Source organism: Wenzhouxiangella sp. AB-CW3, from assembly GCF_014725735.1.
Classification (GTDB): Bacteria; Pseudomonadota; Gammaproteobacteria; order Xanthomonadales; family Wenzhouxiangellaceae; genus Wenzhouxiangella.
The window spans coordinates 547,351-559,520 of record NZ_CP061368.1 but is presented as its reverse complement, the minus strand read 5'-3'; the positions used below and the strand labels follow the sequence as shown (position 1 = coordinate 559,520).

The 12,170-nt window shown below is 62.1% G+C and carries 8 protein-coding genes; 1 reads left to right on the top strand and 7 read right to left on the bottom strand.

The window, feature by feature from the left end; genetic code table 11:
• Positions 1-62: 62 nt before the first annotated feature.
• Positions 63-1,097 (top strand): LacI family DNA-binding transcriptional regulator, encoded by a 1,035-nt coding sequence (locus IC757_RS02365; protein ID WP_223846221.1) that lies wholly within the window; start codon positions 63-65, stop codon positions 1,095-1,097.
• Between the two features lie 223 nt (positions 1,098-1,320).
• On the opposite strand, the gene IC757_RS02360 is transcribed toward IC757_RS02365, so the two are convergent.
• The 7 genes from IC757_RS02360 to IC757_RS02330 form a co-directional block, all read right to left on the bottom strand.
• On the bottom strand, positions 1,321-3,021 hold the full coding sequence (locus tag IC757_RS02360; RefSeq protein ID WP_223846220.1) for an alpha-amylase family glycosyl hydrolase: 1,701 nt from the start codon (positions 3,019-3,021) through the stop codon (positions 1,321-1,323).
• The gene (locus IC757_RS02355; RefSeq protein WP_190975802.1) at positions 3,018-4,358 is read right to left on the bottom strand and encodes an MFS transporter; all 1,341 of its coding nucleotides are present in this window, start codon (positions 4,356-4,358) and stop codon (positions 3,018-3,020) included. Before IC757_RS02355 ends, IC757_RS02360 begins: the two co-directional genes overlap by 4 nt.
• A gap of 174 nt (positions 4,359-4,532) precedes the next feature.
• Positions 4,533-5,804 (bottom strand): type II toxin-antitoxin system HipA family toxin, encoded by a 1,272-nt coding sequence (locus tag IC757_RS02350; RefSeq protein ID WP_223846327.1) that lies wholly within the window; start codon positions 5,802-5,804, stop codon positions 4,533-4,535.
• On the bottom strand, positions 5,794-6,075 hold the full coding sequence (locus IC757_RS02345; RefSeq protein WP_190975800.1) for a helix-turn-helix domain-containing protein: 282 nt from the start codon (positions 6,073-6,075) through the stop codon (positions 5,794-5,796). Before IC757_RS02345 ends, IC757_RS02350 begins: the two co-directional genes overlap by 11 nt.
• Positions 6,076-6,226: 151 nt before the next feature.
• A complete protein-coding gene (locus IC757_RS02340; protein ID WP_190975799.1) occupies positions 6,227-8,638 on the bottom strand; it encodes a TIM-barrel domain-containing protein in 2,412 nt (803 codons plus the stop codon).
• A complete protein-coding gene (locus IC757_RS02335) occupies positions 8,635-10,554 on the bottom strand; it encodes an alpha-amylase family glycosyl hydrolase (RefSeq protein WP_190975798.1) in 1,920 nt (639 codons plus the stop codon). The genes IC757_RS02340 and IC757_RS02335 overlap by 4 nt, the downstream gene beginning before the upstream one ends.
• 59 nt (positions 10,555-10,613) lie before the next feature.
• Entirely contained in the window at positions 10,614-12,122 is a 1,509-nt protein-coding gene (locus tag IC757_RS02330) for a tryptophan halogenase family protein (RefSeq protein WP_190975797.1), read from the bottom strand.
• Between the last annotated feature and the right edge of the window lie 48 nt (positions 12,123-12,170).

The window sequence follows — 12,170 nt, the reverse complement described above, 5'->3', positions numbered from 1 at the left end:
AAAAGCCAACACCCGAGCTGGAGTACACTCATTGGCATGATGAAGCAAGCCACGTCCACATCGTGTCGCCGATAAAGGGAAAGCCCAACTCCCTGGATATCGCCATGCGCGCGGGCGTGTCACAGGCCACCGTATCCCGGGCCCTGCGCGGCTCTCCACTGGTCAATAAGGAGACCCGCGAGCGTATCGAGGCCATCGCCCGAGAGCTCAATTACAAGGTCGACAAGAGCGCCTCCAACCTGCGCACCCAGCGCTCCAATACTCTGGCGCTGTTGCTGTTCGAGGACCCCACCGACGACCACTCGCTGATCAACCCCTTCTTCCTGTCCATCCTGGCCTCGATCACGCGCGCGGCCGCTGCTGCCGACCAGGACCTGCTGGTCTCCTTCCAGCAACTTTCCGACGATTGGCAGGCCGACTACGAAAACACGCACAAGGCCGACGGCCTGATTCTGCTCGGCTACGGCGATTACCTGGAATACCGCGCCAAGCTGGAACGCCTCACCGCCGGTGGTGCGCATTTCGTGCGCTGGGGTGCGACCCGCCCGGACCAGCCGGGGCTGGCGATCGGATCTGACAACATCGGCGGCGGCGAAGCCGTCACCCGGCACCTGATCGAACAAGGCTGCAAGCGCATCGCGTTCATCGGCGAGGCTTCCAGTCACTACCCCGAGTTCAACGACCGCTACCGCGGCTACCGCAAGGCGCTGGAAGCCGCGGGACTGAAAGTCGACCCCGAACTGCAGGTTGACGCCATCACCACCGAGCGCTCCGGCCTCGAAGCCACGCAGGAGTTGCTCGATCGTGATGTGGAACTCGATGCTGTATTCGGTGCCAGCGATCTGATCGCCATCGGCGCAATGCAGGCAGTATTCAACGCCGGGCTGGATGTGCCCGGCGACGTGGCCGTGGCCGGTTTCGACGACATTCCCATGGCCCAGTACTGCCGCCCGGCCCTGACCACGCTGCGCCAGGACACCATTGCCGCCGGCCAGGCTCTGGTCGAAAACCTGCTCAGGCTTATCGCCGGCGAAAAGATCGAATGCAGCACGATTCCCGGGGAGCTGATCGTGCGGGGGTCGACGGGGGGAGGATAGTGTTAAGTGTGAAGTGTTAAGAACGGCTTGCGGCATGCAGTGTAAGTGATCTGATTGGCTGCGGCTTCGACCTAACACCTAACACCTAACACCCTTCCCCAACCGAAGCCACACAAAGCTCATTCCTCCAAAATACCCAGCCGCAAGCCCCTCACACTTCACACTTCACACTTCACACTTCACACTTCACACTTCACACTTCACACTTCACCCTTGCCTCTCCTCAGAGTAGCCCAAGCAACTCCGGATCGGTTACGGGATCTTCGAGCACGTAGACCTTGATGCCCGTGGGCGGCACGGTCGTGTCCAGGGATTCGCCTTCGGTGATGTCGACATAGTCGCCATTCAGCGGTGCGTTCCAGCGGCCGGACTGCAGGCCGGTGCCGATGCTGAAGGTCTGGGGTTCCGGTCCCTTGTTCAGAAGTACCAGCGCGGTCTGGCTGACACCGTCGTGCTGGAAGACGCGGTAGAAGGCGGCGCGGTGGCCTTGCAGTTCGAGCATGACCTGGCGCCCTTTCTGCAGGGCGATGTGATTCTCGCGCAGCCGGGCGATGCGGGTGAGTGCTTCTCGCACCGGGTGATGACGCGCCTTTTCGATGCCCGCAACGCCGAAGTAGTTGCGATTGCCCTGGTGCTCGGCGCGTCCGGCCTTGAAAGCCATCTCCGAACCGTAATAGACCGACGGAATGCCGCGCGCGGTGAACAACCAGTTGTGCACGTTGATCAGGCCGTTCTCGCCGCCATCGAAACGGGCCATGTCGTGGTTGTCGTAGAAGGTCACCAGCTCGTAGGCATTGCGATAGGGGGTATGGTCCAGGTGCAGGTAATCGTCCAGACGGGCGAAGTCGCCATCGGGGTCCTCGAACACCTCGCGCAGACGCCCCTGCAGGGGAAAGTCCAGCGCACTGAACCCGCCGTTGTCCTCATGCGTGTACGGAGCAATTTCTTCCGGGTCTTCGCTCCAGACCTCGCCGAACATGAAAAACCCCGGCTCGAGTGCGCCAATCCGGTCAGAGACTTCCTTCCAGAACGACTTCGGCATGTAGGCCATGGTATCGATACGAAATGCCGCCGCGCCCTGCTCCACCCAGCGCTCGAAGGCGCCGATCAGGTACTCGACCACTTCGGGATTGTCGGGATCGAAACTGGCCAGCTCGGCCAGGCTGGGCTCGGTGCGAAAGAATGCATGCAGCGGCTTGTTCTCCGGGTCGAGATCGTTCGGATGCCGATTTTCGTGATCGGCAATCAGTTTGCCGTCGGCGTCGAACAACTGACCGAAACCCGGTTGCGGCTCGGGCATGGTCCAGCCCGGCGAGCCGTGATTGCCGACAATATCGAGCACGACCTTGAGCTCCGCCTCGGCCATGCCGGCGGTCAGTTCCGGAAAGTCCAGGCCGGGACTGACCAGGTGCTCGTCGGTCTGGTAGAAGTTGGTCGCCCAGTAGCCGTGATAACCGGTCTTGCCGTGGTCGGTGAGCATGCTGTCGCATTCGATCTCATCGCCGCCGGCGAAGGCCTGGTCGGGATTGTCGGCAATCGGCGTGATCCAGACCGCGGTAAATCCCATCTCGCGAATGTAATCGGCATGGTCGAGCAGACCGCGGAAGTCACCGCCCAGATAACCGATGTTGCCAGCCACGCCGTCGCACTCGGGCAGCGGGATATCGAAGGTGGGATGCTCGCCACCCTGGTCGCGATGATCGTTGTCGGGATCGCCGTTGACGAAACGGTCGGTCATGACGAAGTAGATCGCCTCTGCGGCAAACGGCTCCAGCGTGCCGTAAATGTCGGCCAAAGGGGCTTCCGGCTCGGTCGGCTCGGAGACATTGCGCTCGATATCGTCACCGGATGAACCGCAGGCAGCAATCCCGGCCACCACGACCAGCATGAACGACACGTTCCTGATTGCAGTCAACCGGCTCATGTGCGCGCCGGGGCCAACTCGGCCGGGGTTTCGACTTCGCGCACGCGCAGCATGAACACGGAAGCCAACAGCATGGCCACCCCGCCTCCGACCATGACATGCACCGAGGTCGCGCCGGGGATGAACGACAGTACCTGTCCCAGTCCCACCGCAATGACGATCTGCGGCAACACGATGAAGAAATTGAACACGCCCATGTAAAAGCCCATCTTCTCCGGCGGCAGGCAGTTGGAGAGAATCGCGTAGGGCATGGCCAGGATCGAGGCCCAGGCAATACCCACGCCGACCATGGCGACCAGCAGCAACTGCTGTGTCGGAATGACCGCCACCGACATCAGGCTGAAACCACCGATGACCAGGCAGACCATGTGAATGGCCTTGGGAGAGTAGTATCGCGCCAGTCGCAACAACACGAAGGCGAAGAAGAAACAAACCAAGTTGTAGACGGCAAAACTCACCCCGGTCCACTGCCCGGCCTGGGCGACCAGCGCAGAGTACTCCGGCGTGCCGGATTGGGCATCGAATACCGTGCGGGCGATGGCCGGGGAGTAGTAGATCCACATGCAAAACAACGCCATCCAGGTAAAGAACTGGGCCAGGGCAAGCTGGCGCATGGTCGGCGGCATGTTGAGAATGCCCCACCACAGCTCCTTGAAGAAACCGCTCACGCCCCGGCGTTCGGCCTTCATGCGCTCGAAGGCTTCCATGTCCTCGGGCGGATACTCCGGTGTCGAAACCACGGTCCAGATCACAGCGATCAGGAAGACCCCGGCGCCGGTATAAAAGGCGAAGTGCACCGCCGGCGGTATCTGGCCTTCGGGCGCAGTACCGGCCACGCCGAAGAAGTTGGTCAGCACCCAGGGCAGCGCCGAGGCCATGACCGCGCCGGCCCCGATAAACAGGCTCTGCATGGCGTAGCCGCGCGGGCGCTGGCGAACGGGCAGTTTGTCGGCGACGAAGGCGCGGAATGGTTCCATCGAGACATTGACCGAGGCATCGAGTATCCACAACAGTCCGGCGGCCACCCACAGCGTGGGCGAGTTGGGCATGAAGATCAGCGCGATCGAGGCACAGATGGCGCCGGCCAGGAAATAGGGCCGGCGCCGTCCCATCCGGTTCCAGGTGCGGTCGCTCATGTAACCGACAATGGGCTGAACCACCAGCCCGGTGACCGGCGCGGCCAACCAGAGAATGGGCAGCTGGGCTTCCTCCGCGCCGAGCATCTGATAGATGGCCGACATGTTGGCCATCTGCAGACCCCAGCCGAACTGGATCCCCAGAAAACCGAACGACATGTTCCATATCTGCCAGAACGACAGGGCCGGTTTGTTTTGCATTCGCATGTCCCGCTGTGAAGCCAGAATCAAGCGTTGGTGCATTCACCAACGAAAGCTCCGACGATCATAGAAGGCCGGGCACGGGCTTGAAAGGCAATGAAAACGTATTCAAGGGATCAATGTTCGGATCACCCTCATTCCTGCCCGAGATATTGCTTGAGTGTAAGATCGACATTACCCATCAAGTTCGCGAGCCAGGCGTAGTTGTGTGCGAATGACCTGTTCAGGCTGCTGCAACATGGGCAAGTCGCCGTTGATGTCTTCGAGTGCCTTTCGGACCGACGGCAACTGGTCCGCGATCTGCCCGGCCATGCGGCCCACTTCCCTGACCACGAAGCGCTCGCGCATACCCAGGTCGCGGGCCAACGCCCGCCAGTGTCGGGCATCGATGCGGCCAGGATCCGATTCTCCGCCGACGTGCATGGCCAGATGCCGATCCAGATCGGGCCAGGCGCGGGTACAGACCAGATCGTAGAACGGCGCCAATCGCCAGCGGTTGGTGTTGCGCCCGACCTGCAGCAGCGCCAGGTTCTTGGCGTGACCATCCGAGTTTCCCGCCAGCCAGTTAAAGATCTGCCAGCGCAACAGGTTCAGGAGATCCTCGGCGGGCCGTTCGCTCAAATCCCGAATCCAGCTCGCACACTCGGCCAGTCCGGGCCCGCCCTCGGCCTGGTACTTGCGCGTGGCGCGCAAACCGGCAATCTGACAGAAGTCCTCCTGGTGCAGTCGATGCAAACCTCCGGACCCCGCTTCCCGATCGAAACGCTGGACCACGAGATAGCGGTGATCGTTTCTCCGCGCCAGCCAGGTCGCGGGAACGGGCAGTCCGATCGCATCGGCCAGTCGATTGAGAAAGACCTCGTAGACCGGCACGTTGCGCCACTGCGGCAACTCGAACTTCAGGATATGGGAGGAAGCCGTGACCCCGCGCGGAAGAAAGTACTCGCCCTCGCGGATCACGACGGGACACTTGGCCTGGGCTCCTGCCAGTGACAGACGTGGGGGCGAGGTGTCACCCTGCCCCGGGCGCGGCACAATTCCCTGACCCCGCTGCCGGAGCATTCGATCAAGACGCCCGGCATCGAGCGGCTCCTCGCCAACGCGATTGTCGAGCGCCTGTCCCGCGGGCACGACCTGCAACGCTCCGGCACAATCGCCGCCGATTTCGCGTAACAACACAAAGTCGTCGTCGGCAATGCCGAGATGGCGCACGATGCGCTCGCGCGCCCCACCCTCGGGCAGCAGATTGGAAAACCAGGCGTGGGCCATGCCCTCTTCAGCCTCGAAAGGCTCCTCTTGAAGCGGCAGAACGTGTCCAATCCTGAATCCCTGCCGTAGCCACCCCGGATCGTAAGCAAACCCGATTCGGTCCTGTCGGTCGCGCCACAGGCCGCCCACCAACCGATCCGCATGCCAGACGTCGAGGCGATTCTGCTCAGCCGGCATCGTCACTGGCGCTTTGTCCCTTGCCCGCTGCCGATTGCGCTCGAGGCACGAGGAAACAGTCCAGCCCGAGCAGGGCGGCAACCTCCAGCGCCTTGCCCAGCTCGGCGGTGGCCTTGCCGCGCTCGAGCTCCGACAGAAACCGCATGCCCATCCCACTCAGGCCGGACAGTTGTTCAAGCGTCAGTCCCTGTGCCTTGCGCTGCGCGCGCAGCAGTCCGCCAAACTGGTCGGGAGTGCGGATCAGCGGATGATCCGGAACGAAAGCAGTCATAATCTTACCGTTCGGGAATATATGCTCGACTCCTGTTGAGGATACAGCATATTGTACCGATCGGTAAAATTAGTTGGAGTAAACTCCAACACCCCCACTTTTATCCCGAACGGTAAAACATTTGATCAATGAGCGCCGAGGACGGCGAGGTCTAAGGCTTGAGCTCGAGCAGAAGTCCAGGGTGCTTCCAGTCGGTGCGCACGTGGAGACGACCCGCGTCGTCTAGCCAGGCTTGTCCGTCATCAGTCGCCACTCCGGACCCCTCGACTGCCACTCTTGCCCCGTCAATCCTGATCTCATCGACTTCCGGCGGATTGTGGACAACTACCGTGAGTTCACGAGTTTCAGGCATGCCGGGGTAGCTGCCTTCTCGCTCCAGGGTCAGTGTCAGATCATCCTCGACACTTGCCGCGTCGAAGGTCAGCCTTTCGAACAGGCCTTCTTCAATGCTGGTGCGGGCATGGCCGTCGTCTTCGATCATCTCGCCCTCGGCACGGTCAACGCTGCGGTCGTGCCAGTAGTGCAGTTCGAGATTCCGGCTCGAGTAGTCATCGCTGCTCTGGACCACGTCGACCTTGGGTACGAAGCTGCCGGCGCGAACCATCACGGGCAGGGTATCGAGCGTGACCGGTACCTCCAGCACCTGGCCGCCGTCATTGCGGCTGCCATCGAAAAAGTCGAACCAGACGCCTTCGGGCAGGCGGATGGGCCAGCTGTCGACACCGGGCTCGATCACCGGCGCGACCAGGAAGGCATCGCCCCACAGATAGGTATTGGTCTCGTTGAAATAGTCCGGATTGCCGGGATCGGAATAAAACAGCGGGCGCATCAGCGGCAGGCCGGTGGTGCTGTGCTGCCAGGCCAGGGTGTAGTTGTAGCCCATGAGCCGGTAGCGCAACCGGATGTAGTCGCGCACGATCCGTTGCGTGCGCTCGTCGTGAAAGACCGGCTCGGGTGCAATCTGGTCCTGGGCGTGGGCGCGGTAGACCGGCTGGAACACACCGTATTGCATCCAGCGGGTGTAGAGCTCGGCATCGAACTCCTCGTCGCCGGCGAAGCCGCCGAGGTCGGAATGGATATAGCCAAAGCCGAACAGTCCCATCTGCAGGGCCAGTTCCACCTGCGGCTTGAAGCCGTCCCAGCTTCTGTCGACATCGCCGGTCCAGGGGATCATGCCGTAGCGCTGTGAGCCGGTGGAGCCGGCGCGCATCATGATGAAGGGACGCCGCTGGGGGAAGTCACGCACGTGGCGTTCATGGATGGACTCGGCCCAGTGGTGGCCATAGGCGTTGTGCACTTCATTGGCCATGCCGGCGACATGCTTCGTCGACGGTGGATGGACTTCGGGCTCGCCGAGATCTCCCCACCAGCCGGCCACGCCCTGGTCCATCAGGTCCTTGAGAATGGCCCAAAACCAGTCGCCGGTCTCGGGCTTGAAGAAGTCCAACAGGCCGGTATTGCCGAAGTAGAAATCGAAGGTCTTGGGGTCGCCGGCCATGTTGAGCGCGAGCACCTGCTCGTCCACCGCTTCCTGCCAGCGATCGGAGGTGGTGAGAATGAACGGCTCGGTGACCAGGATGGCTTTCACCCCCTGCTCGGCAAAGTCGGCCATCATGCCCTCCGGATCGGGCCAGGCTTCATGATCCCAGGCCAGGTTGCCCATGTGGCCCTTGATGTCGGGCCCGAACCAGTACAGGTCGATGACGATGGCATCGAGCGGAAATCCCTTGTCGATGTGTTTCTGCACCACATCGCGGGCCTCCTGCTCGCTGCGATAGCCAAAGCGCGAGGCATAGTTGCCCAGCGCCCAGCGCGGCGGCATGGGAGGCCGACCACTGGCAGTGGTGTAGTGCTCGAGCGTATGCTCGAAATCATCGCCGGCACTGACCAGGTAGGCCAGACGGCCGCCTTCGGCTTCGAACTGGAGAATGTCGGGCTCGGTTGAGCCCATGTCGGCATGACCGCGCGCGGCATTGTCGAACACCAGCATCCAGTTGCGACTCGACAGCACGCCGGGAATGCTGAAATACATCTGATCCGATTCAGTGCCGTAACCGTAGTCCGGCCGATTTTCCAGCCGCAGGCGGTGGCCGCGACGGTCCATGCCCAGTACACGCTGACCACCGCCGAGCAGTTTCTCGTCATCGTCGGCCAGACGAAAACGAAAACCGCGCAGCGTGCGCTCCAGGAAGGCACCACCCTCCTCGCTGATCAGCAGCTCGTCGCCGCGCCAGTAGGACAATCTCAGTGGCGACTTGTCGATCTTCACCCTGAGCTGGTCGGTGGAAAACACCAGCCGCTCGTCCTCGACGACCAGATCGGCGGTCACCGCCTGAGCGTTCGGGTCCAGGGTGCGCGACGGATGCTCGCCGCTGTCCTCGAAATCATAGAAGGCTTCGACCACGGCCTCGGTGCGGAAGCTGAGCACCAGCGGGCCACGCCGGGTGTCGATGCGCAGTGTTTCGCCAACCTGCTCGTGACCCTGGTATTCCAGCCGTTCGGCCAGCGCCGGGCCGGCAAGAAGGACCAGCGCAAACCAGAGCGCAACAATCAATCGATTCATTCATTCACCCGCTCAAAGATCAGGGCGTCAAGGGGCGCCAGTTCCAGGTTCACGTGGCCGACGCCATCTCGCACCTGCAAGACGGCTTCCCGGTCGCCGCGAATCCGCTCGACCAGACGATACTCACCATCGTCGAGTTGCCAGGCGGCCATCGCCTCGGCCGGTATCTTGAGGTTCAGGGGCAGATAGGCCGCATCGCGAAAGTTGGCAATCAGTAATAGCTGCTCGTCCACATGCCAGCGCAACCAGCTCAGCAGCTTGTCATCGTAACCCTCGGTGTGCTCGCGGTTGGCGCGGTGGATGTCGGCATACTCGCCCATCATGGCCGGCGACTCACTGATCAGCGACATCAGGCGCACGTAGTAGTCGCGTAGCGCCTGTTCCTCCTCGCTGAGCTGGCCGCCATCGAAAGCGCCATCGTTCATCCAGCGCTGGTGGGCGGGCACGCCGAAGTAGTCGAAGATGGTCGTGCGGCTGGCCTGGCCGAAGCCGGCACCCTCGGCAGCCGGCTCACCTACTTCCTGGCCGAAATAAAGCATGACCGGGGCGGTGCCCATGGCGGCGCTGGCCAACATACCGGGCTTGCCGAAGCGGGCGTCACCGGCAAACTCGGGACTGGCGATGCGCTGCTCGTCGTGGTTTTCCAGAAAGCGCAGCAGGTGATGCTCGATATCGGCATTGCGCTCATGGATCTCGACGAGTTCATCGGTGCTGCCATCGCCGGTCATCACCGCGCGGGTGGCGTCGTAGAACTCGACCTTGTCGTAGTGGTAGTCCATCAGGCCCGAGTGCAGGTACTCGCGGTAACGTTCGGGCTCGTAGAACTCGGCGATCAATACCGCCTCGGGGTGGCGCTGTCGCACATGGCTGTTGAGGTAACTCCAGAACGCCACCGGCACCATCTGCGCCATGTCGTAGCGGAAACCGTCCACACCCAGGTCCAGCCAGAAGTCGACCACCCCGCGGAAGGTCTCCCAGGAGGCCGGCACGTCGCGATCCTGCCAGTAGGCATGGTGTTCCTCGGCATCGGTGCTGGCCAGTTCGGCCGGCACCTCGTCGAAGGCATGCTCGCCTTCGGGCGTAACACCCAGGTTCAGACGCACGGTCTCGTACCAGTCATTGAATCCGGGCTGGACCACCGCGCCGCTGTCGCCGGTCCATCGGGCCGGACACTCCTCGAACTGTCCGTCGGCCAGGGGATGGTCCTCGCCGCCGAGCGGGCGATAGTCGTCGGGCCACTCCGGCAGCTCGAAACACTCGCCGGGGATGTAGTAGAAGCTGTTGTCGCGCGCCCAGGCCACGCTGTCGTCATCGTCGACACCAAAGTCCCTCACGCCCTCGGGCGGCGAAAGCGAGCGGTAATTGCGCGCGACATGGTTTGGCACCAGGTCAATGATCACGCCCATGCCGTGGGCCCGGGTGCGTTCAACCAGTTCGCGGAATTCTTCGATGCGCCGTTCCGGGTCCTCGACCAGGTCGGGGTGCACATCGAAGTAATCGCGAATGGCAAATGGCGAACCGGCCCGGCCCTTGACCACGTCGGGGTCGTCCAGGCTGATGCCGTATTCGGTGTAGTCATGAATCACGGCATGGCGCGGAATGCCGGTGTACCAGATATGGGTGGTGCCCAGCTCGGCAATACCGGCCAGGGCGGCATCGTTGATATCGGCCAGCCGCCCCACCCCGTTTTCCTCCAGCGTGCCCCAGGGGCGGTTGGCGCTTTCAGTGTTGCCGAATAGCCGGGTCATTATCTGATAGACGATAAGCTTGTTGCCCGGAGTCGTTGCTTCTTCTGCAGGCACAGCATCGCGTTCGGCCCGAGGTTCACTGTCTGTCGGCTCGGGATCCGGCGCGCCGCAGGCAGTGAGAACAATCACAAGACACAGCAGAGAAAGGTAGTGGCGGTACTGATGCATAGGCGTGTGCTCCGAGATCTTATTCAAACCGCAGATGAACGCGGATAAACGCAGATCGATCACAGTGGCTCGGCCTTACAGTGGGCCGAAATGAATTCCTCGTGTCCGGGCAGCCTCGATGCGATCTGGTCGACCCGGCCCTTGAGTACACGCAGCGCTTCATCGACCTGTTCGGAAGGTATGGCGCGAGCCAGTGGATGCACCTGCTCAGGTTCTCCGCACTGGCCCAGCAACACCTGCAGCCAGCTGCCTTCGGTAAACAGCTCGTTGGCCGAGCGCGAGATCACGCCCTCGCGCCTGAACAGCGCCATGCGCGTGGCCAGACGGTCGCTGACCTTGTGCTCTCGACGCTCGTCCCAGAACGGCTCGCCATGGCGGCCATTGGCGTGATAGTGCAGCACGAGAAAGTCGCGGATGTATTCGAACTCCTCGCGGGTCTGGCGGTTGTATTCGTCGATCAGCGCCGGGGCAAAATCCTTGTCGGGGAACAGGGTCAACAAGCGGCTGATACCGGACTGAATCAGGTGGATGCTGGTCGACTCCAGCGGCTCCATGAAACCCGAGGCAAGACCCAGCGCGACACAGTTGCGATGCCAGAAACGCTTGCGATGGCCAGTGACGAAGCGCAGCGGGCGCGGCTCGGCCAGCGCCTCGCCTTCGAGATTGTCAAGCAGCACCCGGGTGGCCTCGTCCTCGCTCATGAAGCGACTGCAGTAGACATGGCCATTGCCGACACGATGTTGCAGTGGGATGCGCCACTGCCACCCGGCGGTTCTGGCCGTGGCCTGAGTGTAGGGGCGCATCGGTCCACCATGGGCGCAGGGCACCGCCACGGCACGGTCACAGGGCAGGTGTTCGGTCCAGTCCTCGTAACCGGCCTTCAATGCCTGTTCGATCAGCAGGCCCCGAAAGCCCGAGCAGTCGATGAACAGATCGGCGGAGACTTCCTGGCCACTATCCAGGCGCACCCGGTCGATATGCAGGCTTTCGCCATCGAGTTCGACAGCAATAATGCGTCCCTCGGTGCGTTGCACACCCTGGCGTTCGGCAAGTGTTCTGAGAAAGCATGCATACAACGAAGCATCGAAATGAAAGGCATAGTTGATACCACCCAGCGGCTCGGACTCGCCGGGACCAATGCGGGCAAAACAGTTGGCCATGGCCGCTCGCGTGTTGAGCGAGTAATCCCAGAGCTCGCCGGCCTGGCCTCCTTCCACTCCGCGCCGCCATATATGGTGGAAGGGCACGATACCCAGCCCGCGGCCGACATCGCCGAATGCATGCAGGTAGCTGCCTTCTCGATCGTGCCAACCGTTGAACTGGATGCCAAGTTTGAAACTGCCCTGGGTGGCGCGAATGAATTCATCTTCGTCGATACCCAGGTACTGGTTGATCAGGCGAATTTGCGGGATGGTGGCCTCGCCCACACCGACGATGCCGATCTGTTCCGACTCGACCAGCTCGATGTCCATCGAGCGGCCGAAGGTTCTGGCCAGCACCGCGGCAGCCATCCAGCCGGCAGTGCCGCCACCCACGATCAGAATCTTGCCAATAGATGTTTCAGTCATTGTCATGCATCCGGTCCATCACCCGGGACAAAAAAGCCCGCCCTGTTG